Origin of the sequence: Paenibacillus sp. FSL H7-0735 (assembly GCF_038008505.1) — a bacterium.
GTDB classification, from domain to species: domain Bacteria; phylum Bacillota; class Bacilli; order Paenibacillales; family Paenibacillaceae; genus Paenibacillus_AQ; species Paenibacillus_AQ odorifer.
The window spans coordinates 3,212,056-3,237,679 of record NZ_JBBOZH010000001.1 but is presented as its reverse complement, the minus strand read 5'-3'; the positions used below and the strand labels follow the sequence as shown (position 1 = coordinate 3,237,679).

Here is a 25,624-nt window from a genome sequence, read left to right as displayed (position 1 = left end):
AATGATGCAAATTAACCAGCCAAAAAAACGTTATCGGATGCGGCATGTCAATCGGCAGATTTTTGTGCTGATGATCCTGACCATTACCATTCCTTTGCTGATTATATCCGCGATTATCTATATTTCTTCAAATCAAGCCGTCAAAAATGAATATCAAAGCAGCTCTAATCTCATCCTTAATAATCTTTCTTTCAACATCGACCAGTATCTGCAAAGCATTGAAAAAGGGACCCTTAATGCCCAAGTAGATAGTCAATTACAAACCGCCCTCGAGCATTGGACTATCAACAAAGATAATATCGGGAATGATCTAAGTATTCAGTATGGAAACACGATTGAACAGTTCATCAGCGGGATTGAAATGACGATTAAAAATGTCGACAGTGTGCAGATTTTCGCGGGGTCACGTGTATTCTACTCCGCCAATTTCAATCGTGCGGATTATGATGTGAAGGACTACACCCAAGAGGATTGGTATTTACAGACGCAACAAAAAAAGGGTGGTGTAATCCTATTTGGAAGTCATCTCCCATTCTATCGCACCAATTCTAAACAATCCGTCATCTCCATCGCCAGAGTCATTAATAAAAAAGGAAGCAAGCAGCCCTTAGGTGTCATGTTAATTGATATCCGGCTGGATTCATTACGTGAAATCTTAAAGCTGTCCGAGAATAGCAAGCGGAAATTCATTATTTTAGACGATAAAGGAGGCAACGTTTATAGCTCAGATTCATTGGAGACGAGTCCTTTAGAGCCTATCCCCATCGACAAACAGGCGCTTAATACTTTTATGAAAAACGACGCCGGAAGCTTATATGGTACTTTTGATGACAAGGATTCGTATATTAATTTTGTTACTTCTCCTTACTCCAACTGGAAGGTCATTCAATATATTGATGAAAAAGAGATGACTAAGCAGGCTTCTTTTCTTGGCAAAATCATTTTAACCTTAGCGCTCTTATCGCTTGTCACTGCACTCTTATTTATGTATATCCTCTCGGAACGCGTAACCAAACCTATTATTCTGTTAAGCCGGAAGGTGAAGCTGGTGGGGATGGGTAATTTCGATGTGGATTTGTACAGTAACCGCCAAGATGAATTTGGGGTTCTATATAATGGAATTCGTAAAATGGTAAAAGATTTGCAAAACTATATTGAGCGATCATCGATGGCCAAGGCACAACAAAAGGTAGCCCAGTATGGTGCGCTAAAAAGCCAAATCAATCCTCATTTTCTGGCAAATGTCCTTGAATCAATTCAAATGAAAGCCATCATCAATGGGCAAAGAGAGATTGGCGAGATGGTGGGAATCGTGGGCAGATTGTTTCGGATTCATATTCAGACTGGGAAAATCACCGTTACCCTGCGCGAAGAACTTGAGCATGTCCGGCTATATGTGAAAATTCAGCAGTTACGTTTTGGGGATAAATTACAGTATATGGAACAGCTAGATCCGCAATGCGAGATCGTTAAGGTCATGCACTTCTCCTTGCAGCCCATCGTAGAGAATGCTATCGTACACGGCCTAGAAAGTCGCAGTGAACCAGGTCTGCTTGAGGTATCCTCGGTGATATCGGGGGATGATATGCTGATTATCGTTAAAGATAACGGCATTGGCATCGAGGAAGAGAAACTTAAACAGCTTCGTTTCCGTCTCTCTCAACCCTCAGATACCTTAGATGAGGAACATATTGGCATTAAAAATGTTCATGATCGTATTCAATTTCATTTTGGCGAAAAATATGGAATTGAAATTTCCAGTCACGTAGGGGAAGGAACGACAGTGATCATCCGTCTTCCCGCGTAATCCTAGACATTTTGCTCAGTAATGCCTAATTCAGGATCAAAGGTGAGCATTTTCGTCGCTATTTTATCAATAAAAAACCGATCATGACTAACTGTTACTACAGCGCCAGGAAAATGAATCAACGCCTGCTCCATCACCTGAATACTAGTTAAATCCAAATGGTTAGTGGGCTCATCTAAAATAATGACAGCAGCTCCGGAGAGAAGGCATTTCGCTAAAGCCACTCTGGCCTGCTGTCCACCTGAAAGGCTGCCAATCGTTTTACTCAGATCCATTTCCGAGAATTGCAGCATCGATAGAAATTTATTCACCTTTTTCCGCGGTGCGTCCAGTCCCAGTCCATAAACATTTACGGCATGGCTGACAGTATCTTTATGATCCAGCTCATCCCACATCTGATTAAAGTACGCATAGCTGACCCCGCGTTCCCAAGTCACTTCCCCCGATTCCGGTGCTTCTTGTCCAGTCAGTACTTTGATGAGTGTCGACTTTCCGCTGCCGTTCGGACCCACGATTGCTATCCGGTCTTCCTTTTGAATATCGAAGCTAATGTTCTGGAAGATGGAGCGGCCATCATAACTTTGTCCAACCCGCTTCACTTCCCCCAGCTTGTCAGGAAAACGTAAATTGCTATAGATATCAGTGATTAATACGTTAACTGGATGAGGTTCCACTCGTTTTTTCATATCCGTTAGCTTACGCGAAAGACGATCCTTAGAGGACTTCTTACTACCGCGGTTTTCAATGGCCTCAGACTCCATAAGGAGAAGTTCTTCTTCCCACTCAAATTGCCGATCGAGCACTTTTTTGCGCATCTTCTTTTTACGAACGTAATCGGTATAATTCCCTTCATATTCCTGGAAATGATAGTTCTCGATTTCTATCGTCCGCGTGACCACTCTGTCAATAAATTGCCGATCATGAGAGACCAGAAGCATCGCCCCATTGAAACGGTGCAGCCACTGCTCCAACCATACGATCCCTTCCATATCCAAAAAGTTAGTAGGCTCATCGAGCAATACAACATCAGGTCCTTCAATTAAGACTTTAGCCAGTGCCGCGCGGTTCCTCCAGCCTCCGGATAACTCCTCTACAGGTTGATGCCGCGATCTCTCATCGAATCCTAATTTAGTCAGCACCGTATTGATTTCCACAGATACATTCCAGCCATCCAAATGCTCCATTTGTCCAAAAAGCTCAGCTTGGCGCTCTAAAAGTACATTCATCTGGACATCATCCGACACCTGCCCAAGCTGTTCTCCTATTTGGTTAAGCTCCTGTTCAATGCGTGCTACCTCTTCGAAGCAAAGTTCTAACTCTTGTTGTACAGACAAAGACCCGGAAAGCTCCGAAAATTGAGAGAAGTAGCTGATCTTCACATTGGGATCTAATTCTACTTTTCCTGCCGTTGGCTCCTCTTTTCCCATTATTAGCTTAAAAACAGTAGATTTACCTGCTCCATTTCGTCCGATTAAGCCAATACGTTCACCCTTGCTCACACGAAAATAAATATCTCGAAAGATCAATGTATTCTCATATTTCTTAGTTACGTTCTCCATTCGGATTACGCTCAAGTCTATCACTCCTAGTTCGTATAGATCAGAATTCATCGTTGAATACCCAAAAAGCTATTATAGCACTAATTAAAAAAAGGACTTTATAATCATATTATTACTTATATTTATTTCCGATATATGTATTTATATTAATATAAATACATAAATACATAAGGAGGATTACAATGAGTTTGCTAAAATCATTCAAGAAAAATGTGAGTGTTATTATGTGCATTACCCTGCTATTTTCTCTTTTTATTGTGTATCCGGCAAGTGCTTCTACCTTCTTCCAAGACCGCTTTGAAGAGGGCGATAATCTATGGACATCCACTAGTGGGAATTGGACTATTGTTGAGGACGAAGGCAACAGCGTATATTACCAGTCTGCCACAAAAGAAGGACGTACTTCTGCAGGTGATTCAGCCTGGAGCGATTACACTGTGGAAGCGGATGTAAAAGTAGTTGATTTTAATGGCTCAAACAGAACTTATGTTGCAGGCAGATACATAGATGGAAATAATTTTTATGCAGCTTCTTTGTATAATAATAATGATGGCATGCTGGAAATCAGAAAAAAGGTTTCTGGATCTACTACAACTTTGACCAGCAAACCCTACACTCTGCAAACAGGAGTTTGGTATAATGTAAAACTTGAAATGAGCGGAAATACCATCAACATGTATGTAAATGATACGCTGGAGCTCTCAGCTTCCGATTCCAAATTAAAAAAAGGTACAGCAGGGCTCGTTACCTTTAAGACAATTACGATGTTCGACAACGTGACCGTTTCTGACACCAATGGCACTACACCGACACCGACTGCTGCACCAACGCCTACTGCTACGACGACACCAACTGCAATACCGACTCCGACTGCTTCACCGACACCTACTGCTACACCAACGCCTACTGCTACGACGACACCAACTGCAATACCGACTCCGACTGCTTCACAGACACCAACTGCCTCACCGACACCTACTGCTACACCAACACCTACTGCTACGCCGATACCGACTGCAATACCGACTCCGACTGCTACACCAACACCTACTGCTACGCCGATACCAACTGTTTCACCAACGCCTACACCGGTACAGGTTAGTGAATATGATTTGGCTGGGTTTGCCACAGGAACAACAGGTGGTGGAAATATCCAAGAAACCAGTCCACTCTATAAAAAGGTTTATAGCGCAGAAGATCTTGCCACTGCACTGAGAAAAGGATCCAAAATAAAGGTTATTGAAATTATGAACGACTTGGATCTGGGATGGAATGAAATTTCTGATGCGACAAAGATCTCCCCATTTAGCGCTCATAACAGTGCTTTAACACATCCCGTATTAATAGAGACTGGTGTCAGCAAAGTGTCTATAGACAACTTCGACGGTTTGACCATTTTCTCTGCTAAGGGTGCAACCATTAAACATGCCGCTTTTACTTTTAAAAGAAGCTCTAACGTCATCATCCGCAACCTTGAATTTGATGAGCTGTGGGAATGGGATGAAGCAACCAAAGGAAATTACGATAAAAACGACTGGGACTACATCACCATTGAGAATAGCAACAACGTATGGATCGACCACTGCACCTTCAATAAATCTTATGACGGAGTTGTCGATGTTAAAAAAGGCAGCAACGGCGTCACCATTTCATGGTCTTCCTTCTTAGGGGATGATAGAAACGCAAACAGCTGGGTTACTCAGCAAATTAATGCTATGGAAGCCAACAAGGCTGCTTATCCCATGTACGCTTATTTAAGAAGCAGCTCAGTTGGCCTAAGTAAAGACGACATCATTGCGATTGCCGCTAGTCAAAAAAAGGGCCATTTAATAGGCGCAACAGAATTTGCAGCTGATAATGCGCTTCTTTCTGTGACGCTCCATCACAACTACTATAAAGATATACAAGACCGCATGCCCCGCCTTCGTAGTGGTAATGCGCATGCCTATAACATTGTAATGGACAACGAAGATACCAGATTGGCTAAAAAACGTCTAACCTCCGCTATGGAAAAAGCGATCTCAAGCAAGGGGTATCATTTCGGGGTTACAAGTAACGGAGCAATCTCGACAGAAGGAGGAGCTGTATTACTTGAAAGTTCTGTAATCATTGATGTAGTGAATCCACTTCGCAACAATCAAGCGGATGCGAGTAATAGCAAATATACGGGTGCAATCGCAGCTTTAGATACGATCTATTCACTAGATGGAGCAACATTCAGAGGAGACAGTACATCTAAGAACAGCCCTCTCTCCCCTGCACCCGCTGCCGTTAAAGCATTTGCATGGAACGGATTCACAACACTACCTTATAGCTACACTTCAGATGACCCAGTTAGTCTAAAATCTAGACTTACCGCTGTTGACGGTTCAGGGGCTGGCAAATTGTCCTGGTCAAACGAGGAATGGCTGAAAACAAGTTACAGTAACTAATTCGACTAATGCGACAAATGCGACTAACTAATCACTGAACACATACTCCCATAACTACACCGAGAAAAGTTACTAACTTAGTTGCCACATTAGCGCCACCTTTGCACCAAATTAGCGCCATATTAACACCAGATTAGCAAACTTTTGTACCGCACTAACGCCGCACTAACGCCACTTTTGTTCTGCCGAAATAGCTAAGACGCTCAGACGGTGATTTACTGTTTACTGTGCAGTATTTACGAGGTCAGACGACGATTTTACAGTTAACAGTGCAGTATTTACGAGGCCAGATGGTTCGGACTCAGGAGCCCTTATTTCGAAGAATCCGGGCATTTCGCAGTGCTATCGGACTCAGATGCAGCTATTCAACCCAATATGCTTAATTTTGGTGTGGATTTAGACCAATAAGAGCTATGCAGTCCGAAAACTCAGCAAAATGGTCAAAAAAGCCAAAATAGTTGCAATACAGTCCGTTAGGAGTGTTACGCGCGTGAGAAACATGAGGAACATGAGAAAAGTGAGAAACGTGAGGAGCCTGTGAAACATGAGGAGCCTGTGAAACGTGAGAAGCCTGAGGAACATTAAGAGCCTGTAGCCCGTGAGGAGCATTATGCACATACAGTCCCGATAGGAGCATTAGGAGTTTGTTCTCATTAACAAGTGATGCGTTTGGTGTTAATGGTAACTCACAAAGTTAGTATATTGTCCCAACAATAACAAAAAGGCCGCAACCAGCGGCCTTTTTCTATATTACGACTTCCAACGCATATTCACTAATATCGCTTACCGCTCATTTTTTCAGAATATCAATATACTCTTCTTTCTCTCGATCTTCCCCCGCACTAAGCTTCAAACGCAGTGACTTCGGGTGGTCCAACACATTGCTGCTGAAGTAACTTATAAATCCATCATCAGCTCCACTACCAGAATTCGGATTAATTTTAATGTCGTGCTTCCCAACCTGCGCAGTTAATTCATAGGGGAGCTTTTGAAACAGTTCATTTCGGACGATCCAATCCGTTTGCAATTCCTCATTTATCGTAAATTTGAGCGCTATGCTTAACGGAGAAAGCTCGACTTCGGCTAGTTTTACTTCCTGTCCGTCAATTTTGAAAGGGTGGTCCACAACTAACGTCTCCGTCTTCAGCTCCCAAAACTTAGGATCAATAGAGAAGTTTACTTTTAAACGATCAGAATACCGCATGTCAGATAAAACCGTTCCTGTTTTCGGTTTACTTAACATTCCCGGGTCTACAGAGGCAATCTGAAAATCCGCCACTACGTCTGTTGGCCTTGGTTTATTTCGGTCCAGTGAAAATACAGTTTTGCCGAGCCAAGTATATATGGTTCCCTCTGCGTGTGCTCCCATTCCGCCTCTATTCCCATTCTCCTCCATTACATCTCGTCCAGTTTCAGCATCTGTCAGCTTCACACTATTTACACTGTACACTTCCTGACCATCACTTGTTGTCCCTGTATACAGCAGCATGATTTTGTTTTCATCAGCAAGCACAGCATTCAGAGTAATTTTATATCCATTTGATTCAGCACTCTTATTAACGATTTGTACATAATCATTCCGGATTGCAGACTCTAAAGTAAGAGCATCAATATCAGCTGCAGCCAATGCTTTAAAAGGCTCCAATACGCCCCAATCGAACGTTTCAACACTCGAAGTCCCTTGCTGTGGCATCAGCTGGGTTGGATTGAAGAACAGCAGGCCCGCTATCATCACTGCAGCCGCCAGCACAGACATCGCGCTTTTTGTGAACATTAACCTTCTGCCACGTTTCTTGCCTAATTCCAAGCCTGCTTGGATCGCATAGATTTGAGCGGCTGCATTCTCTATTTTTTGTTCTTGTGGGATACGTTCGGCATCGCTTAACATGGCAAGCTCCTCTTGACTACTCATTGTTCCATTCACCCCGATTCTTTATGATGGTTCGCAACTGCTTGAGCCCTTTATGCTGCCAAGTCTTAACCGTTCCCTCGGGTTTATTCATAATGTTAGCGATCTCAGTCAAGGTCATATCGTTGTAGTATTTTAGCAGCAGCACATGGCGATACTTGGGCTTAACCTGCTCAAGTGCCCACAACATTTCCATCCGATGATGGCCAATATGTGTGACCTGTTCTCCTATTCTTTCATCTACCAGCGGCATGGAACGTTTTCTTCGTCTTTGTTCATCTATACAGACATAAATTAGAATTCGAATAATCCATGATTTGAATGCTTTGGGGTCCTTTAATGTTTTTCTTTTAATCCAGGCCCGGCAAGTCATTTCCTGCATCGCTTCCAGCGCATCGTTTCGGTTCCGCAAGTAACTATAAGCAATACTGTACAGTTGTTCTCTATGTACCAATATCGAATCGTAAAAATCCGTCTCGCTCCGAGTATCAAGAATCGTTACTTTTTTCATTTCTGCATTAGTCATCGTCATGTCCTTCCTTAGCCTCCCCTCTTCAACCTTTCATAGATTAAGACGGGGGAGGTATAGAAACGGTTTTTGTTTCGTTTAACTTTTTTTGCCCAAAGCTCTCTAAATTATAGCATTCTATAAAAATTGAACGAAAAATGTTATGATAGGTTAAATTGGACATAATCAATAGTACGCACTTAAAAGTGCCATAGGCACTAAAAAGTACCCATACCATGGAGGTTATCATGACAACAACACCAACAACAACTGTCAAGAAAAAATACAATATTTCTGTTGAAGCCACACTAGAGGTCATCGGAGGGAAATGGAAATGCGTAATTCTATGTCATTTAACTCATGGCAAAAAACGCACCTCCGAGTTAAAACAGTTGATGCCCGGCATTACTCAAAAAATGTTAACCCAGCAGCTACGCGAGCTTGAGGCAGATGGAATCATCAACCGAATTGTTTATAATCAGGTTCCACCAAAAGTAGAATACGAGCTTAGTGAATATGGTGATAGTTTAAGCGATATTTTGACTGCATTATGTAATTGGGGAGAACAACATATCATTAAGCAATTCGGCGATAAATACGCTGTTTTAGAGGATAACATTTTAAATAAATAAACCGCTCTATCAAGGGTATGGTTGGATATTTATGCTGCGAGAGTTGTACTTCAATTATACGTTCATGAAAAAAGGACAGCTGAATCAAATCGATTCAACTGTCCAAAGCTTTGATTCACCCGTCCCTTGAATGGCGCACAGGAACATAACTTAAATTACGCCCTCTCCTCCAATTGCAGTTGCTGTGAATGATATGGGTCCAAATAGATTTATAGGCAAGTTGCTATCATTCTGAATTACCAATTCATAGTTGTGGACTCCAATATAAGCACCATCAACCCACTGAGCACTTAATTGAATATCAGTAATTGTAGTAAAACGATAAAAGGATCTATAAATATCGACTCCAGCTCGTCGGATGATAACAAGAAATTGGCTATTAGCAAGTGCAGTAAGACTAAAACTACCATTTAACTCGACTCTACTGGAGAAAGAAGCCGGATTAGCCGGACTAATATTTACTTGCGCTGTGGCTAAACCCGCTCCAGCTCCAGGAATCCCTGCAACCGTTATAGCTGTAGTAAACGGATCTAACGGGATTTTTGCCTGTGACCCATAACTTATTATTGTCGCCATTTATCATCACTCCATTTCAAGGTTATAGAGTAGTATATTGTGAATCCGCAATGATAGATTGGACTAAATTCCTGATGATTATATACATTTAAGGTATACTTTGCTAGATCATATAAACCTAGTTACCTTGTCAATCACCATACGATTTCCACTCATTGACAACACCCCTGTTCAGAATTACAATAATTCACATATCATGAACAACGATGACAAAGGGTAAGTAGACAGACGAACATGGTCTTCAGAGAGCCGGTGGTAGGTGCGAACCGGTGACCAGCGTATGCTCGAATGGCCTTTATAGTTGTTTTTCCGAACTATTTTAATGGATGCAGTAGGGAAAACCGGGGTTCCCGCCGTTATCAAGGGACCTGTATCGAGAATTAATTCAACCTCTCCGTACAGGTAAGAGAAGATCGAAAGCCAAGAATCGTAAGGTGACACGATCATTTAAGGTGGTACCACGACAACTTCGTCCTTATTGGATGAGGTTTTTTTGTCATTTAAAGGAGGTGATGGCCATGGATGATGGCTGGTGGTGGCGACTCGAGTGTAACCAAATGCTAAATAACAGGAGGAATTTTTATATGATGAACGAACGTGTCTTAACTGGAGATCGAGTGACTGGAAAGCTTCACCTTGGCCATTACGCCGGCAGCTTGCAGACCCGAGTAGCCCTTCAGGAGCAATATGAAACTTTTGTGTTTTTAGCGGATATTCAAGCCCTAACGACCCATTTTGATCGTCCGCAGCTGCTGGGTCAACATCTGCATGAGATCACACTGGACTATTTATCTGCGGGTATAAATCCGGAGAAAACAACTATATTTATTCAATCGATGATCCCTGAAATCGCAGAGCTGACCATCTTGTTCTCTATGTTTGTTACTGTGAATTCTTTACGGCATAATCCCACGATTAAAGCCGAATCAAAAAATTCCAGCTTAGATGAATTGTATTACGGTTTTCTAGGTTATCCAGTTAGTCAGACTGCTGACATAACTTTTTGTAAAGCAACGATCATTCCTGTAGGAGAAGACCAACTCCCCCATCTGGAATTAACCCGTAAAATCGTCCGCAGATTCAACGAGCTGTACAGCCCGATACTGGTGGAACCCAAAGCGCTGATCAGTGAGACGCCGAGACTTGTGGGTACGGATGGCAACGCTAAAATGAGTAAAAGCCTTGGCAATGCCATCGAGCTGGACTCCACTAAGGAAGAAATCACCTTCAAGATAAGAAAAGCCACAACCGATCCTGCGCGTGTGCATAAAAATGATCCTGGACATCCAGATATCTGTCCTATTTTTGCTTATCATGGTGCTTTTCGCTCAGCGGGGGTAACCGAAATTCGTGAAGGCTGTGAGCGGGGTACCATGGGTTGTTCTGCTTGCAAACAGTTGATTTCGACAGCTCTAGATCAGCTTATAGAACCGATGCGAGAGCGACGTTCCTATTATGCTACTAAGCCCAAGCTTGTGCAGGAAATCTTAATCTCTGGAACACAGCATGCCCGCAGCATTGCTCAGGAAACAATGGCCGAAGTACGTGAGGCTATGAGTCTTAACTATTTTTCAATCTAAAAATGATATTTATAGGTACTCAAAAAAGCCGGAAGCTCATTGGAAGAGATCCGGCTTTTTTCTTCTCCTTACAACACCCAATTTCCCTTACGGAATACGGGTTCAATCGTGCCGTCCGCCAGCTCTCCGTCAATATCCAGCTCTGCCGAACCGATCATAAAATCGACATGAGTTAAGCTGACATTAGCTCCTCTAGCCACAAGCTCTTCGTTCGTAAGCTTTGTGCCGCCTTCAATATTTACAGGATAAGCACTTCCTAGCGCGAAATGGCAGGAGGCATTCTCATCAATCCCTGTATTGTAAAAAATGCGGTTCAAGCGAGAGATTGGAGAATCATGCTGCACTAAGGCTACTTCTCCTAGATAAGATGCACCTTCATCCGTTGCCAGCAGTGAGGTTAAATGCTCACGTCCGGATTCAGCTTCATAAGCTACGACTTTCCCCTTTTCAAAAGTGAATGAAAGTCCTTCAACTAAACGTCCATTCAAATTAAGAGGGAGCGTGCTTCTAACTGTGCCATTCACTCCAGTACGATGGGGCATGGAATAAATCTCTTCCGTTGGCATATTAGCAACAAAATAAACACCTTTATCATTCTCACCGCCACCCCCGCGCCATAAATGGCCTTCCGGAAGCTCTACATGCAGATCCGTTCCCGGAGCACGGTAATGCAGGCTTTTATAACGTTTAGCGTTCATTCTATCCTGACTTTCTTTCAACTGACCAATATGCTCTCTCCAAGCAGCTACCGGATCATCGCTGCCCACACGATTCATCTGGAATACAGCTTCCCACATCGCCTCTACCCGCTCTTCTTCAGGAAGATCGGCAAAAACCTTGTTCGCCCAAGCACGTGTTGGCGCTTTGACCAGAGACCAGCTGATTTTGCTGTTCCGAGTATATTTGGAGTAGTTCTTGCGAGCAATAGCTGCTGCTTTGACTGCTCTAGATACCTTAGAAGAATCAATACCATTAAACAGTTCCGGATCAGGTACTTTAATATGTAAGATGGCACCATTTTCTTCCGCGAATTTCTCCATCATCTCAGCCTGCCACTGTGGATAGTAATCGAAAGAATCCTCTGGGGCTTTTTCATAACGGATCCGTGTAGTTGCTTCATCGTCCCAGTCAACAATTACATATTTAGCTCCCGCTTCATAGGCTTTCGCTACAATCAAGCGAGTAAGTTCTGCGGTTTCTATCGGTGCATGTACCATAAGGACTTGTCCAGGCTGTACATTTACTCCTACTTTTACAACTAGGTTCGCGTATTTCTCCAGCATTACTTCAAAATCTTTCATGAATTCTCTTCCTCCATCTCTAGGGTTGCTATAAGCACTCGGTCAGCTTCACTTCTTATTTTAACGCAAAACGAGGATAGTTGCGATTCGATTTAGATTCTCAGTTACTTCACTTCAGGTATTTCCCCTGTATAGACACCTAGATCATTCTTATGAATCTCTACGTTGGACATTCCGATCTGCTTATCATTATGGTAAGCAATCACTATGATCTTGGTATCCTGAGGCTCATCTATTTGTTTATTATTTCCATCCATTGGACTCCAATAAATTTGATCTCCAGATTTGATTTTCAGCTCAAGACCTTTGTTATGCACCTTGTAGTCAGGGGGGTTCCATAACAATAAATTGCCGGACGTAACCTGTATCTTAATAACATTCGCCCCTTCAGCAGTTATAAGCATAGGTAATCCTGGAGCACTACTATCAGTCACCCTGTATTCCGCTGTTGGGAACATAACATCCGGTTTTACCTCAAGTGATTGATTATCATGCCGCAAGATAAACAAGAAAAAAAGTAAAATCGTTAAGCCCATGACGCCTCCGATGATTATTTTTTTCACTATTCAACCTCCCATCCACCCTAATACTGTAACATATTCCCTTAATCTGGACAGTTATCAGCCAAATAAAGCGGCTCCCACAAGGAACCGCTCACTTGAATCACTATTTTTTATCCACCTGCAGCAGTGTTACGGTCTTCAAAGTATAAGTATGCATGATTTTATCCTCTGAAATTACATTCAACTTGGTCAAGCTTGCCACCTTTGCCGGATCTGATTTGGAGAGCAAACGCCACACTTCAGGGTCCGATAAGGTCTCATATAACTTTGCATCATCATATTCTTTGCGGTTTTGCACGACCAGCTTCACTTTATAGCTGCCAATTTCAGTCTCGGTGGTTTCCTGCTCACTACAATAATTTAAAATATCCTGACGAAGCTCGGCCAATTCTTTTTCAATATCTTTTTGCTTTTGCTTGAGCCGATAATACTGCTGAACCTTTTTCTCCATCCACTTCACGCTCCTTCATAGACATATGTATGCCGGAAACGTTCGATAAATTAGTTGAGTTCCCTATCATAAAAACTTATAATGAGCCGGGGATAGCTTATTTCCAAGTAGAGTCAAATTTCTTATAAAAACAATACCACGGCAGGTGACCTATGTTTCATTCGTACTTATTTCCAATTTCGTATGCGTTCATGATGTTTCCAATAGCAGCGCTGGTCTTCACACTTCCTTTTCTTATCGTACAATACCGCAGACATGGCTATATACATAAGCTCAGAGCTTTAATCCTATATCTGCTGCTGCTCTATCTGATGAACGCTTATTTTCTTGTCTTGCTTCCTTTTCCATCCTCCCGGCACAATGCTGCACCTTCTGGGAGTATCGTCCAATTCATACCCCTTCAGTTTATTCAGGATATTGTGGATGGATCGTCGATCATCCCTGATCAAATCTCGACCTACTGGTCATTACTGCGTGAGCCTGCATTTTTACAGGTCATTTTTAACGTTGCATTGACCGTACCGTTTGGAATGTTTCTGGGCTATTATTTTCGTACACGCTGGGTCGTGTGCATTCTACTATCCTTTGCCTTTTCCCTGTCCTTTGAGATCACGCAGATTACAGGGATTTACGGTTTCTTCGATCATCCTTACCGTCTTTTTGATGTCGATGATCTCATTACCAACACAATCGGAGGGATTTTTGGATTTCGAATTTCCATTTGGATCTCCGGGCTATTGCCACGTATAGAACAACTGGATACAAACATTGACCGCTCTGCCAAAAGAGTCTCCTATACCCGCAGAGGAATAGCTTTTCTAATCGATAGTATGGTGTGGAGCATCGGGTTTGGGGTACTCTTCGGATTCGATATAAAAGCTGCCTTCTGGATTGTAACTGGTATTTACTTCATGCTTGTTCCGGCTCTCACGGGCGGACGGACCTTAGGGAAATGGATGGTGCGGATTCGGGTGAAGAGCAGCGGGAATCATGCTTTTTTCTGGGCTCTGATGCTCAGATATGGCCTGCTATATTGGTTGCTGCTTGGGACTCACGCTCTTTTGCTTGATTCCGCGCTTCTAGGGCATCTTTCCTCCGTATGGAATATGCTTATTCATCTGTTTGTTCTATTGATAGACTTGGCTTTCTTTATTCATTTAGTCATTAGTATATTCAAAAAAGAAACTCAGTTAATATATGAGAAACTAAGTCAAACTTCTCATGTTATTTCTTGGCCAGAGAAACGGCTCCAATCTGATGTATCCCGCAACAGCCCTGTAGAAAGCTAAACTAGTTATTTTTTAAAGGGTATTTTAACATTGGAAATTATTATAGAATTAGGAGGTGAGCATTCTCAAAATTTAGGAGATGAGCGTATGGAAACTACAAGCAGCTTGCGGTTATCTAGAAGTCTTCCAGAAGAACAGGGCATTTCATCAACCGCAATATCCAGCTTTATTAGTGCAGTAGAGGAACAAAATTTAGGCCTGCACAGCTTTATGCTACTTCGACATGGTTATGTGGTCTCTGAAGGCTGGTGGGCCCCTTACAGGTCCGATCTTCCGCATATGTTATTTTCACTTAGCAAAAGTTTCACCTCAACCGCAATCGGGTTTGCTGTTACAGAGAAACTCGTCACCCTTGATGATTCTGTCCTATCCTTTTTCCCTGAAGATGCTCCTGATCCAATCACAGACAATCTAACCAATATGACAATCAGACATCTATTGATGATGGGTACCGGGCATGTCGTGGATACTATGGACACACTTCGCAAAAGTGCAGACGGGAATTGGGTGAAAGCTTTCTTCTCCGTCCCGGTCGAGAAACAACCAGGTACACATTTCCTATATAATACCGGTGCTACTTACATGCTGGCCGCGATCCTTCAACGGGTTACTAGCCAAACACTGCTAGAATATTTAGAACCACGCCTCTTCGTTCCTCTGGGCATTCACGGCGCAACGTGGGAGTCTTGTCCACGCGGAATTAACACAGGGGGATTTGGCTTAAACATTACAACCGAGGATATCGCTAAATTCGGCCAGCTATACTTACAAAAAGGAATCTGGAATAATCAACGGGTTCTGCCTGAAAAGTGGATTAATGAGGCTACTTCCAAACATATTTCCAATGGCGAAGGCGATCATGACTGGGCAATGGGATATGGGTATCAGTTCTGGCAATGCCAGCACGGTGCCTACCGGGCAGATGGCGCCTTCGGTCAACTCTGTGTCGTGCTTCCGGAGCAAGATGCCGTAATTATTACTACTGCTGCATCAGACAGTATACAAGGAATGTTGAATGCTGTGTGGGAACATCTGCTTCCCGCGATGGAGCAAGCACCCTTGCCATTAGAGCCTGCTGCTTCTGCCCACTTGGTTGAACAATTAAAGTATTTATCTATCCAACCGCCACAACTGCAGCCATCTTCATCACAAGAAGAACGAATAAACGGCTTAACCTATAAGCTCGATGACAACCAATTTGCCTTGGACACCTTCTCTATCTCTTTCAATAACAACGAAGCTGCAGTTACTTTACAATTTAAGACTGGAGAGGATTCTGTGATCTGTCTTGGTCGAGGGAAATGGCTCGAAAGCTTCGCACAGGTCATTGATGCTTCCTTGAACCGAATCATGTCCAGCTTTACTTGGGTTGCTGATGATCAGCTACAGCTCACTTTATTGTTTATTGAAATGCCTTTTTGCATAACTCTTGAAATAATCTTACTAGAGAAGCAGCTAATTCTTAAACAAAAGTTTAATGTGAATATGGGACCGACTGAATTCCCTGAGATCATTGGCAGACTATAATTCTTAATGAATAAAAAAGGCCGCTTCGTCCTTTAAAGAGACTTAGCGGCCTTTTAAATATTCGATCCTAGTCTGTGAAATCAGCAAGCTTGAGGATGACCGGGCAATGATCGCTCCCCATAATGTGGCAATCAATTTGGGCATCCAGCAGATTAGGTGCAAGTCTAGAAGAAGCTAGGAAATAATCAATCCGCCAGCCTACATTCCGTTCTCTCACCTTCGGCATATAAGACCACCATGAATAAACGCCTTCAAGCTCTGGATGAAAATATCTAAAGGTATCTATGAAGCCGGACTCCAGCAGCGTACTCATTTTTCCTCTTTCTTCATCGGTAAAGCCAGAGTTTCCGCGGTTAGCTTTAGCATTTTTGATATCAATATCCTGATGGGCTACGTTCATATCGCCGCATACAACGACTGGTTTTAGCTTGTCCAGTTCCAGAAGGTAATTGCGGAAGCGGTCCTCCCATTCCATTCTGTAATCCAATCTAGCCAGATCTCGTTTGGCATTTGGTGTATACACATTCACTAGATAAAAATGTTCGAACTCCAGCGTAATAATCCGGCCTTCCGCTTCTTCATCCTCTTCCATTCCGTATCTCGCAGAGATCGGCTTGATTTTGGTGAATATAGCTGTGCCTGAATACCCTTTTTTCACTGCATAATTCCAATATTGATTGTATTCTTCACCCTGTTCCAGAACAATCTGCCCTTCTTGCAGCTTTGTCTCCTGAACACAGAAAATATCTGCTTCTACTTCCTTAAAATATTCATCAAACCCTTTTTTCACACAGGCCCGAAGGCCATTCACATTCCACGATACCAACTTTATCATTAACGTTTCTCCTTGCATTTTGCTTTGATAGTAACCAGTTTATCATATAATGACCAGAAATTTATAGAGGATTAGGGTCATCTTGAGCAATTCCGCGAATAGATTTATATCCTAATCATTTACTATCCATGATACAATAGCAAAATTGACTCTATACAAATTTTCTAACACGTGAGGTAAAAAAACTTATGAATGCACCAAATCTTTTACGAGGGTTTAACTTTTTGTATTTTGCTCTGCTAGCCATGTTTATTCCCTTTCTGCCAGTCTATCTAAGTGAACAAGGTCTAAGCCCATCACAAATCGGCTTCATTATTGGAACTGGTGGTTTTGTTACCATCATTGCTCAACCTTTATGGGGGATGATTAGTGATAAAACAAAAACCATCCGCAAAGTGCTGTTAGCTCTGCTGTTATGCTCAGCGGTAACCGGATACTTTTTATTCGATTCCAGCAGTTACATTGTTCTCATTCTTTTTGCTATGCTGCTGTATTTCTTCTTGATGCCCATTGATCCGCTGACAGAAAGCTTGAATTTCCGAGTCTCTGAGGCGGCTGGAATTAGCTATGGTTCTATCCGTACATATGGTGCGCTAGGTTATGGTGTTATGGCTCTGATTACTGGGTATGTGCTTGGTTTTTTCGGCTCTCATGGTATAGCTCTTCTGTTTGTTGCCATTTGCCTTATAAGCTTTATAGTAAGCTGGAACATGCCAGATGCCCCCGTCACAGGTAAACCGGTCACGCTGGATAGTCTCAAGCACTTTTTTGGCAACAAAAAGACATTGATGTTTCTGGTGCTCATATTTATTAGCTCTGTACCCGCACGAATGAACGATACATTTATTGGAGTTTATATTCGTGAGCTTGGTGGCAGTCCTCAATTGGTAGGCCAATCGTTTTTCCTCGCGGCAATAAGTGAAATCATTGTCTTTGCATTAAGCTTCTGGTGGTTGCGTAAAGGAAAAGAACTGATCATCATATCGATTTCCGGAGGCTTCTATTTCCTTCGTTTCTTTATTTCAGCTTGGATCACTGATCCACACTTATTAGCCTATTTGCAGATTCTACAAATTCTTACCTTCCCTGTGTTCTACTCGGCTGCTATTCAATACCTGTACAGTATTGTACCCGAGGAATGGCGTGCTACAGGCCAGACCGTACTTGCACTGTTGTTCTTCGGTGTATCAGGTATCCTGGCTTCTTATGCTGGCGGGGCATTATATGATGACTTTGGGGGTAAAGCTCTTTACTTAACGATCTCCGCGATGTCGTTTGTCGGCATGCTGTTCGGATTGATACTGTATCTGATTTATCGAAAAAAAACGAATTAAGTGTACCAAAATAAACCGGGGTTGTCCCAGCCACTTTCTAAATGGCTATAGGACATCCCCGGTTTTTTCTATCAAAAAGTGCTAATTCACCATGGCATTCGCTCTAGCATTAATAGATTTTCAACATAGAATATCCTATCAAACGAAAAGGAGGTCGTTACTATGGCCATCGTATTACCGATTCAATATTTCAATTTAGCCCCTGTCATTGGTAAATCTTATTATGAAAACCTTGCAGGTGGTATTAACGCTGCTGTTACTGTGAACAATAACTCCAACTTCCCAGTAGATTTAGTAATCACTCGTGTGAATGCTCCAGTTATCACATACACGATTCCAGCGTTCAATAGCCTTACGCTTGCAGTTCATGCCCTTTTGGTAGCTGCACTCTTAAGCACTCCTGCTGGCACCACATTCGGAACTATTGAAATTTCAACATCAGATTTCTAATAGTGTAGTATTAAGCATCTCTAGCTGAAAGTTCAGCTAGGGATGCTTCTCTATGTGAATCTAGCTTAATCCTTCTATTGTATGCTGCTCCATAAGCTGCTTTAGCTTGGTTTCAGTATTCGAATCTCCCGCAGGAGTATAGATGCTGCATCGTAAATCGGCACTGCCATGAACCTGCAAAGAGGTAAGATGAAATAACATTTTCCCCGCCTTGGCATGTCTGAATTCTAGTAACACATCCGGGGCCGAGCTAACCCGACTTTGCTCCCACATCTCATTAAAAGCCGGATGCAATTCTTTCAATTCCTCTATAAATTCATCATACCAATAATCCTCTACATACTGTCCGTAATACGCTCTGAAGATAGAAAGATAACCGCTGACGAACTGTTCCCAATTCACCGCTAAGCGTCTGAACTCCTTACGAACAAATAACAATCGGATCATATTCCGCTCTTCGATGGGCAGCTTTGAGAAATCAAGAAAAACATGCGCGGCAGCATCATTCCAACCGACGATCCCGCAACGTCTATCAGAAATTATCGTAGGACAATATTTGAGTTCCTGTAAAATTTTCTGCAGCGAAGGACTAATTACAGAAGATTCATCTTGCGGATAGGGTGTGGTGCCGGTTCCAGTTTCTAAAGCCAGTGCAAAAAGATACTTCCGCTCGTCTTTAGTCAGCCTAAGTGCAGTGGCAATACAGTCCAAAACAGATGACGAGACTTTTATATCTCTGCCTTGTTCAAGCCACGTATACCAGGTGCTGCTTACCCCTGCAAGCTGTGCAACCTCTTCCCTGCGGAGTCCTGGCGTTCTTCTGCGTGTGCCTTCCGGCAAGCCTACAGAGCTTGGTGAAATGGCCGCACGACGTGCTTTCAAAAAATCGGATAATGCTTGTAATCTTGTTTGATTAGCCATAGGCTACCTCCACTTTGGGATTCCTGTTCCTTTAGTATAGTACAAATTATACTAGGATAAACGATAACTTGTAATAGGATAAATAAAATGAAAAAATACTAGTATACACTAGCTGAGGAGGTTCATTATGGAACGCGTAGTGATTACAGGCATGGGCTTAATCTCACCACTTGGGAATACAATCGGGCAATTTTGGGATCGGCTAATTTCTGGTGAGTCGGGTATATCCCCGATCACTTCATTTGATACAACAGGTTTTAAGACGAGGATTGCTGGCGAAGTACGTGATTTCGATGCCGAGGGCAGATTTGGCCGTAAAGAGGCACGCCGAATGGACAGATTCAGTCAGTTTGCCCTCGCAGCTACTGAAGAGGCTTGGAAACATTCTGGTCTCCAGCTTGATAAGATTGACAAGGAGAGACTTGGCGTTTATGTAGGATCTGGCGTTGGAGGAATTCAGACCTTGATGGATCAAGGTACGGTCCTGAAGGATCGTGGTCCTGATCGAGTTAGCCCTACCTTAATTCCCATGATGATCTCCAATATGGCTGCAGCAATGATCAGCATTAAATTTGGAGCTCTCGGCCCGACCATGTCTCCAGTAACAGCTTGTTCTATTGGCAATACTGCGATTGGCGAGGCTTTCCGTTTAATTCGTTATGGCGGTGCGGACATCGTTATAGCCGGGGGTTCTGAAGCTGCTATTACTGGCATCTCGCTGGCCAGCTTTGGGAATGCCACCTCTTTATCTACACGAAATGAGGAGCCTACGAAAGCGAGTCGTCCTTTCGATGGAGGACGGGATGGCTTTGTGATCGGTGAAGGCGGCGGCATAGTCATTCTTGAGTCACTCTCCCATGCTCAGCGTAGAAACGCCAAGATTCACGGCGAAGTGATCGGGTATGGTGCTAGCTCTGATGCTTATCATATGGTTGCCACTCATCCAGAGGGAATTGGTGCCTATCAAGCTATGAAGTTAGCGCTAAATGAAGCTAATCTCCAACCCCACAATGTAGATGTAATCAGCGCGCACGCGACAAGTACAGTAGTAGGAGACCACTCTGAAACACTAGCGATTAAAAAATTATTTGGCGAGCATGCGTACCACATCCCCGTAACCGCTAATAAGTCCATGACTGGACATGCTTTGGGGGCCGCTGGCGGCTTAGAAGCCATTGCGTTAGTTAAGAGTATCCAAGAAGGAATCATTCCTCCTACCATCAATCAGGACACGCCTGATTCCATCTGTGATTTGGATTACGTACCTAACAATGCACGAAAAGCTAATCTCGAAATAGGCATCTCCAATTCCTTTGGCTTCGGCGGCCATAATGCTGTTATTGTGATCCGAAAGTTCGTAGACTAATCTTACATTATAAAAGGGGTTTCAACTTAGCCATTACACATGACTAGTTGAAACCCCTTCTGCTGTTAATCCTTTTAAACTATCTTATTCCGAAGGTGATACATGACTTCCCCAGATAGAGATCCCTTCATTAGAAACCGCGGTGAACGTCATAACATTACTGGCTGTAGCTTCATTCCACTCTTTCAGGAACACACCCTTATAAGTAGAACCACCTATCGTTAACTCTGCAGTATGATCGTCGATAAGCTTCCACTTGCCCTTTACTGCGCCTTTGATTTTACCACTCTTCGTCAATTGAATTAGCTCCGATTGCACGATATCTGCCGTAATTTCTTTATTATGATTCACATATTTGTATTCGCCTGCGATTTGCTCTTTCGTATATTTATCAATGCTCTCGCCGCCATAACGGTGTGGTGCGACCACCGGCCAGCCATCAGCGTTCATGAACATTTGATGTACTCTAACCTCATGCTTTTCACCACGATTCGGGAACCGTGTATGGAAGATCAAATAATACTTGCCAGTCTCTTCATCGTAAAATGCGGAGTTATGTCCTGGTGATACATATCCTTCCCCACTTACTGGGAGCTCATCGTCATTATTCAGGAATTCGAAATTCCCCATGAGTTTAACTCCGTAAGGAGCATAAGCAGGATCATCAAACAATACGCCAGCTGTGCCCTGTGAATGGATCATATCCTGGCCCTCAGAATCTTCAAAAGGTCCATCAGGTGTCTTGGAGCGAGCTACACGGATGTTATATCCGCCATCTGCAGCCAGACCTCCGTAGGATAAGAACAGATAGTAGTAATCCGTCTCAGGACTGTACAGCATATAGGGAGCTTCTATCCGCGCATGATTTGCGCCTAGAAGCTTTTTGCCATAACCTTGGTCTGGCAGTGGGAATCCTGTGCTTGTATCCAGTTCCATAATAAAAATACCACCAGAATAAGAACCATACACCATCCACAATCTGCCTTCTTTATCAAAGAACACATCCGGATCTACAACATTCGGCTTTTGTGTGGCATCATAAGTTTCTCCGTCATCCCCTGCGCCCACCATACCGGACTTCAGAAAGATCCCTTTGTTCTTATAAGGTCCTTCAATATGGTCTGACACGGCTATACCGAGTGCTGATAATGGGGAATCGCCTTTACAAGCGTTGTAATACATATAATATTTGCCATCCGCCAATTGAATGACATCCGGAGCCCATAAGGTGTCCGTCTTTCCCCAGGTTAAGGCCTCTTTTAATTCCTCTTTGACATTCGGGATGAGTACGTTTCCATCAACAACTCCAGAGGACAATTGAGTCCAGGACATCAGGTCGTCGGATTTAGCAGAAGCCAAATGAGAGCCAAACACATAGTACTTATTATCAGCCAAAATAATGGATGGATCATGTACAGAAACATTTTTAAAGACAGGCTGAACAGGCTCAGGTCCGCTGTTTGTGTTGCCAGAGTTAGCCGTGTCGTTGTTGCATGCGGTTACAGCTAATAATGAAACACTAAGTAAAGTAGTCATAATTATCTTCTTCATCGTTATACCCCCTATGTATGCCTTTTCATTTTGAGATGAAAACGATAAATAGTCAACCCTTTTATTTAATTAAGTTCGTATTAATTCATACTTATTTAAATAATAGTGAACATTTTAGAAAATAAAAAAAACGCTAAGCCAACTAAATGGCCTAACGTTTCCTCTTATTATTTAGTTAAAACAAGTTGCTTACTTAGCGCCTTCTTGCACTAAAACAGGCTCTGGATAAGCGTTCTTAAGCACACGTTGTCTATTCTTAACAACTGTTGGTGGTTCCACCTTAGGAGCCATCGGATGCATTAGCCAAGATTTCACCATATGGGTATCCGAAACCTTATACATTGGAGGCTCTTTCTCCATATCGATTTGCATAGCATAGGTGCTGCGAAGTGCGAAGGCATCACCCTTAGGCGGTTTGATCAAATCTGGAGGTGTACCAGGAATCGCGGTAAGCAAAGAACCTTTGCTCTCAAGACTTGGCATGGATGCAAGTAATCCCCAAGTGTAAGGATGTCTTGGATCGTAGAAGATCTCTTCTGCAGTTCCCATTTCAACAATTTGTCCGGCATACATTACCGCTACACGATCCGCCATTCTTGCTACAACACCAAGATCATGGGTGATAAAAATAATCGCCGTATCAATCTTCTTCTGTAATTCCTTCATCAGGTCAAGAATCTGTGCCTGAATGGTTACGTCGAGCGCTGTAGTTGGCTCATCCGCAATCAGAAGCTTTGGGTTTGCTGCAAGTGCCATTGCGATAACGACACGTTGACGCATACCGCCACTGAACTCATGTGGATATTGATTGAAGCGGCGCTCTGGTGAAGGAATACCTACTAGCGTAAGCAGCTCAATCCCACGTTTATTTGCAGCTTCTTTGGAGATTTTCTCATGTTTGTGCAGTACTTCAGTAATTTGTCTGCCGACCTTCATCATCGGGTTCAAGGAAGTCATCGGATCCTGAAAAATCATACCGATCTCTTTACCACGAATCTTCTGCATTTGCTTTTCAGTCTTACCGATCAAATCTTGTCCATCAAATAAAATTTGTCCACGTTTATATTCTCCTGGCGGCGTTGGAACTAGCTTCATTACCGCTTGTGAAGTTACACTTTTACCGGAACCGGATTCCCCAACAATCGCTAGAGTTTCACCTTTATCTACATGGAAGCTAACACCACGGATCGCTTGTACTTCTCCACCGTGTGTTTTGAATGATATCGCTAGATCTTTTACCTCTAAAAGGCGCTCCATCTTGTCACCCTCTCATTTCCTCGTCAATTATGATAATGATTCTCACCAAGTTGTAAGCAATAAGTATTATTTTATCTAGTTCTAAGGGTTCTAGTCAAGATTTTTCTGAAAAAGATATGGTCAGCAGCAGCCTTATGTACTAGTTCTGTTTAATGCGAGCTCTATTCTTCACTAACAACCACAATATTGGCGGAAGCAGCAAAAGAACTAACAGTAGAGACCATCCGATATCTCCAAGGGATACCAAGTTGTCATTCAATAGTCGATAATACGCATAAAGAGAATAGGGAAGAACTACTAGTACTGCTGTAACTACCCCTGGTGCATATACCTTTAAATATATCGTCTGTCCTAGATGAGTAAATACATGTAAGAAAAATACCGCAAGCACTGCCAGGTACAATAAATAATTAGAAAAGAAAACTGCAATACAAGTTACCGTCACTATCAAAATATACACGAATAATACGTCCATTGCAAAATTACGTGTAGTCATTTGTAACATCGAATGATATGTCTTGCGCATAAACGAAGGAATTGCAGCCTCTAACTTGGTTCTATACTTTGCACCCCATGCTTCAATCGTTAATATTTCTTCAAAATCATGAAACATAAATAGGATCGGCAACAGCCACAGCAAACTTACGATATCTATATGTACACTTAGCCACTCAAACATGTGAATCCTCTCCCTTCTCCTACTCTGCCTCCTTACCTTCTTATGTTGTGATCTTGCTGAAAATGTCCTAACCCATGAAACGGTCCCAACCTTCCAGCAGATTATCATGTGCCCACTGGAAATGGCCTTGGCTATCGTATTTACGCGAATAACACTCAATGAAATAAATTAAATCGATATATAAGTCGTAGAGCTTTTTGCGTGCACATTCATTAGGGCTATCAAAGCTGTCCCCATAACCTCTACAGAAATACTCAGAATTCTCAATATAGCGAAAATAATATTCCATAAGGTGATCGCCCCATAACGCCCGTTCCCAATCGATTAAAGCAACAATGCTTCCCTCTCGTACAAACACATTCCCATCCCATAGATCCCAGTGAACTAAACGTGGCTCAGTCACCACATCCATCACATGTATACGGCTGTTGATCTCCGCCTCAATCGTTTCTAAAGGAATGGGCATCTTTGCATCTAATCGCCGAGCATCATCAAGGAGGTTGCCAATTAAATTTTGAAAGGTTTCCCGCCAAGAAGTCCCCTTTATCTTCGAGGATACATTAAATAATCCAAAATGATCCCCTTGAATCTCATTAATAATCCGGCTATAACGACCTAATTCTTCCTCAATACAACTTCTTTGCTGCGGACTAAGCTCTTCCTTAATTTCATTATAGGGCTGGCCGATTATTTTCTCCATGAAAAAAAAGTCACTAGATATTAAATTTCTGCTGTTATCATAAGCGTATACCTCAGGCACAGGTACCGTTCCTTTAGACTTCATTAGCTGCATTGCCGCAACCTCTGTAGCCATGATATCGTGCTCGTAACTTAGCGTGTCTGTCTCATCAGATGGCGATATCTTAAGAATCGCAGCCCTGCCATCTGACAATAGGAGGTCATAAGCTGCGTTGAAATAACCTCCCGTCAATTCCGTACTTTGAATGATTTTCACATGGCTTCCAAAAGCAGCACACACCAGGATGTCCTGCTGCTCAACCGTCAATTTTGTTTTAGTCTGACTTTCCAAGACTTCACCACCATACAGAGTTAAGTAAATGCAAAAATCCAACCTTTTAAAAGCCCAGGATTTATTG

At 42.7% G+C, this 25,624-nt stretch carries 22 protein-coding genes and 1 other annotated feature; of the genes, 9 read left to right on the top strand and 13 right to left on the bottom strand.

Going from position 1 to position 25,624, the window contains the following annotated elements; translation table 11 throughout:
- Window position 1: 1 nt before the first annotated feature.
- Window positions 2-1,807, top strand: coding sequence for a cache domain-containing sensor histidine kinase (locus tag NSS82_RS14610; RefSeq protein WP_076273857.1), 1,806 nt, complete (start codon window positions 2-4; stop codon window positions 1,805-1,807).
- A gap of 2 nt (window positions 1,808-1,809) precedes the next feature.
- Here NSS82_RS14610 and NSS82_RS14605 read toward each other — a convergent pair whose 3' ends face one another.
- Entirely contained in the window at window positions 1,810-3,381 is a 1,572-nt protein-coding gene (locus NSS82_RS14605; RefSeq protein ID WP_076104302.1) for an ABC-F family ATP-binding cassette domain-containing protein, read from the bottom strand.
- A gap of 167 nt (window positions 3,382-3,548) precedes the next feature.
- Here NSS82_RS14605 and NSS82_RS14600 point away from each other — a divergent pair, with 167 nt between their 5' ends.
- Window positions 3,549-5,798 (top strand): pectate lyase family protein, encoded by a 2,250-nt coding sequence (locus NSS82_RS14600; protein ID WP_256717700.1) that lies wholly within the window; start codon window positions 3,549-3,551, stop codon window positions 5,796-5,798.
- Window positions 5,799-6,588: 790 nt separating this feature from the next.
- Here the strand turns inward: NSS82_RS14600 and NSS82_RS14595 are convergent.
- Window positions 6,589-7,710: a DUF4179 domain-containing protein gene (locus tag NSS82_RS14595; RefSeq protein WP_076273858.1), complete on the bottom strand. Its 1,122-nt coding sequence runs from the start codon at window positions 7,708-7,710 to the stop codon at window positions 6,589-6,591.
- Window positions 7,703-8,239, bottom strand: coding sequence for a sigma-70 family RNA polymerase sigma factor (locus NSS82_RS14590; RefSeq protein WP_036686352.1), 537 nt, complete (start codon window positions 8,237-8,239; stop codon window positions 7,703-7,705). Before NSS82_RS14590 ends, NSS82_RS14595 begins: the two co-directional genes overlap by 8 nt.
- Window positions 8,240-8,463: 224 nt before the next feature.
- Between NSS82_RS14590 and NSS82_RS14585 the strand changes: the two genes are divergently transcribed.
- Entirely contained in the window at window positions 8,464-8,847 is a 384-nt protein-coding gene (locus NSS82_RS14585; RefSeq protein WP_036686351.1) for a winged helix-turn-helix transcriptional regulator, read from the top strand.
- A 150-nt stretch (window positions 8,848-8,997) separates the two neighbouring features.
- On the opposite strand, the gene NSS82_RS14580 is transcribed toward NSS82_RS14585, so the two are convergent.
- On the bottom strand, window positions 8,998-9,423 hold the full coding sequence (locus tag NSS82_RS14580) for a hypothetical protein (RefSeq protein WP_036686349.1): 426 nt from the start codon (window positions 9,421-9,423) through the stop codon (window positions 8,998-9,000).
- Between the two features lie 197 nt (window positions 9,424-9,620).
- Window positions 9,621-9,903: a binding site (T-box leader), on the top strand.
- A gap of 104 nt (window positions 9,904-10,007) precedes the next feature.
- On the opposite strand from NSS82_RS14580, the gene trpS reads away from it, so the two are divergent.
- A complete protein-coding gene (gene trpS, locus NSS82_RS14575) occupies window positions 10,008-11,003 on the top strand; it encodes a tryptophan--tRNA ligase (protein ID WP_038570477.1) in 996 nt (331 codons plus the stop codon).
- Between the two features lie 68 nt (window positions 11,004-11,071).
- Here the strand turns inward: trpS and NSS82_RS14570 are convergent, their stop codons facing one another.
- From NSS82_RS14570 to NSS82_RS14560, 3 genes are all read right to left on the bottom strand, one after another.
- On the bottom strand, window positions 11,072-12,304 hold the full coding sequence (locus NSS82_RS14570; protein ID WP_036686346.1) for an aminopeptidase: 1,233 nt from the start codon (window positions 12,302-12,304) through the stop codon (window positions 11,072-11,074).
- A gap of 104 nt (window positions 12,305-12,408) precedes the next feature.
- The gene (locus tag NSS82_RS14565) at window positions 12,409-12,867 is read right to left on the bottom strand and encodes a hypothetical protein (protein WP_036686345.1); all 459 of its coding nucleotides are present in this window, start codon (window positions 12,865-12,867) and stop codon (window positions 12,409-12,411) included.
- Window positions 12,868-12,970: 103 nt separating this feature from the next.
- Complete coding sequence (locus tag NSS82_RS14560; protein WP_036686343.1) at window positions 12,971-13,318, bottom strand: hypothetical protein; 348 nt, start codon at window positions 13,316-13,318, stop codon at window positions 12,971-12,973.
- A gap of 191 nt (window positions 13,319-13,509) precedes the next feature.
- Here NSS82_RS14560 and NSS82_RS14555 point away from each other — a divergent pair, with 191 nt between their 5' ends.
- Window positions 13,510-14,607, top strand: coding sequence for a VanZ family protein (locus tag NSS82_RS14555; RefSeq protein WP_256718612.1), 1,098 nt, complete (start codon window positions 13,510-13,512; stop codon window positions 14,605-14,607).
- A gap of 87 nt (window positions 14,608-14,694) precedes the next feature.
- Window positions 14,695-16,134 carry a serine hydrolase domain-containing protein gene (locus NSS82_RS14550; RefSeq protein WP_076273860.1) on the top strand — a complete coding sequence of 480 codons (1,440 nt, stop codon included), beginning with the start codon at window positions 14,695-14,697 and terminating at the stop codon, window positions 16,132-16,134.
- A 67-nt stretch (window positions 16,135-16,201) separates the two neighbouring features.
- Here NSS82_RS14550 and NSS82_RS14545 read toward each other — a convergent pair whose 3' ends face one another.
- Window positions 16,202-16,966, bottom strand: a complete 765-nt coding sequence (locus NSS82_RS14545; RefSeq protein WP_036686601.1) for an exodeoxyribonuclease III — start codon at window positions 16,964-16,966, stop codon at window positions 16,202-16,204.
- 191 nt (window positions 16,967-17,157) lie between these two features.
- Here NSS82_RS14545 and NSS82_RS14540 point away from each other — a divergent pair, with 191 nt between their 5' ends.
- Together NSS82_RS14540 and NSS82_RS14535 are read left to right on the top strand one after the other, a co-directional pair.
- Complete coding sequence (locus tag NSS82_RS14540; protein ID WP_076273861.1) at window positions 17,158-18,303, top strand: MFS transporter; 1,146 nt, start codon at window positions 17,158-17,160, stop codon at window positions 18,301-18,303.
- Between the two features lie 162 nt (window positions 18,304-18,465).
- Window positions 18,466-18,753, top strand: coding sequence for a hypothetical protein (locus tag NSS82_RS14535; RefSeq protein ID WP_036686338.1), 288 nt, complete (start codon window positions 18,466-18,468; stop codon window positions 18,751-18,753).
- Window positions 18,754-18,813: 60 nt separating this feature from the next.
- Here the strand turns inward: NSS82_RS14535 and NSS82_RS14530 are convergent, their stop codons facing one another.
- Window positions 18,814-19,674 (bottom strand): helix-turn-helix transcriptional regulator, encoded by an 861-nt coding sequence (locus NSS82_RS14530; protein ID WP_076141497.1) that lies wholly within the window; start codon window positions 19,672-19,674, stop codon window positions 18,814-18,816.
- A gap of 127 nt (window positions 19,675-19,801) precedes the next feature.
- On the opposite strand from NSS82_RS14530, the gene fabF reads away from it, so the two are divergent.
- The gene (gene fabF / locus NSS82_RS14525) at window positions 19,802-21,040 is read left to right on the top strand and encodes a beta-ketoacyl-ACP synthase II (RefSeq protein WP_076273862.1); all 1,239 of its coding nucleotides are present in this window, start codon (window positions 19,802-19,804) and stop codon (window positions 21,038-21,040) included.
- Window positions 21,041-21,124: 84 nt separating this feature from the next.
- Here fabF and NSS82_RS14520 read toward each other — a convergent pair whose 3' ends face one another.
- The 4 genes from NSS82_RS14520 to NSS82_RS14505 all read right to left on the bottom strand — a co-directional run bounded on the left by NSS82_RS14520 (window position 21,125) and on the right by NSS82_RS14505 (window position 25,557).
- On the bottom strand, window positions 21,125-22,597 hold the full coding sequence (locus tag NSS82_RS14520; RefSeq protein WP_370511328.1) for a glycoside hydrolase family 43 protein: 1,473 nt from the start codon (window positions 22,595-22,597) through the stop codon (window positions 21,125-21,127).
- Window positions 22,598-22,780: 183 nt separating this feature from the next.
- Window positions 22,781-23,848: an ABC transporter ATP-binding protein gene (locus NSS82_RS14515; RefSeq protein WP_036686331.1), complete on the bottom strand. Its 1,068-nt coding sequence runs from the start codon at window positions 23,846-23,848 to the stop codon at window positions 22,781-22,783.
- Window positions 23,849-23,987: 139 nt separating this feature from the next.
- Complete coding sequence (locus tag NSS82_RS14510; RefSeq protein WP_036686330.1) at window positions 23,988-24,527, bottom strand: HXXEE domain-containing protein; 540 nt, start codon at window positions 24,525-24,527, stop codon at window positions 23,988-23,990.
- A 67-nt stretch (window positions 24,528-24,594) separates the two neighbouring features.
- Window positions 24,595-25,557, bottom strand: coding sequence for a phosphotransferase family protein (locus tag NSS82_RS14505; protein WP_076273864.1), 963 nt, complete (start codon window positions 25,555-25,557; stop codon window positions 24,595-24,597).
- Between the last annotated feature and the right edge of the window lie 67 nt (window positions 25,558-25,624).

What these genes read in the sequence shown, in the direction of transcription:
- NSS82_RS14610 (WP_076273857.1), top strand. Translation starts at nt 2, where the DNA reads ATGATGCAAATTAACCAGCCAAAAAAACGTTATCGGATGCGGCATGTC.
- NSS82_RS14600 (WP_256717700.1), top strand. Translation starts at nt 3,549, where the DNA reads ATGAGTTTGCTAAAATCATTCAAGAAAAATGTGAGTGTTATTATGTGC.
- NSS82_RS14595 (WP_076273858.1), bottom strand. Translation starts at nt 7,710, where the DNA reads ATGAGTAGTCAAGAGGAGCTTGCCATGTTAAGCGATGCCGAACGTATC.
- NSS82_RS14590 (WP_036686352.1), bottom strand. Translation starts at nt 8,239, where the DNA reads ATGACGATGACTAATGCAGAAATGAAAAAAGTAACGATTCTTGATACT.
- NSS82_RS14585 (WP_036686351.1), top strand. Translation starts at nt 8,464, where the DNA reads ATGACAACAACACCAACAACAACTGTCAAGAAAAAATACAATATTTCT.
- NSS82_RS14580 (WP_036686349.1), bottom strand. Translation starts at nt 9,423, where the DNA reads ATGGCGACAATAATAAGTTATGGGTCACAGGCAAAAATCCCGTTAGAT.
- trpS (WP_038570477.1), top strand. Translation starts at nt 10,008, where the DNA reads ATGATGAACGAACGTGTCTTAACTGGAGATCGAGTGACTGGAAAGCTT.
- NSS82_RS14570 (WP_036686346.1), bottom strand. Translation starts at nt 12,304, where the DNA reads ATGAAAGATTTTGAAGTAATGCTGGAGAAATACGCGAACCTAGTTGTA.
- NSS82_RS14560 (WP_036686343.1), bottom strand. Translation starts at nt 13,318, where the DNA reads ATGGAGAAAAAGGTTCAGCAGTATTATCGGCTCAAGCAAAAGCAAAAA.
- NSS82_RS14555 (WP_256718612.1), top strand. Translation starts at nt 13,510, where the DNA reads ATGATGTTTCCAATAGCAGCGCTGGTCTTCACACTTCCTTTTCTTATC.
- NSS82_RS14550 (WP_076273860.1), top strand. Translation starts at nt 14,695, where the DNA reads ATGGAAACTACAAGCAGCTTGCGGTTATCTAGAAGTCTTCCAGAAGAA.
- NSS82_RS14540 (WP_076273861.1), top strand. Translation starts at nt 17,158, where the DNA reads ATGAATGCACCAAATCTTTTACGAGGGTTTAACTTTTTGTATTTTGCT.
- NSS82_RS14535 (WP_036686338.1), top strand. Translation starts at nt 18,466, where the DNA reads ATGGCCATCGTATTACCGATTCAATATTTCAATTTAGCCCCTGTCATT.
- NSS82_RS14530 (WP_076141497.1), bottom strand. Translation starts at nt 19,674, where the DNA reads ATGGCTAATCAAACAAGATTACAAGCATTATCCGATTTTTTGAAAGCA.
- fabF (WP_076273862.1), top strand. Translation starts at nt 19,802, where the DNA reads ATGGAACGCGTAGTGATTACAGGCATGGGCTTAATCTCACCACTTGGG.
- NSS82_RS14515 (WP_036686331.1), bottom strand. Translation starts at nt 23,848, where the DNA reads ATGGAGCGCCTTTTAGAGGTAAAAGATCTAGCGATATCATTCAAAACA.
- NSS82_RS14510 (WP_036686330.1), bottom strand. Translation starts at nt 24,527, where the DNA reads ATGTTTGAGTGGCTAAGTGTACATATAGATATCGTAAGTTTGCTGTGG.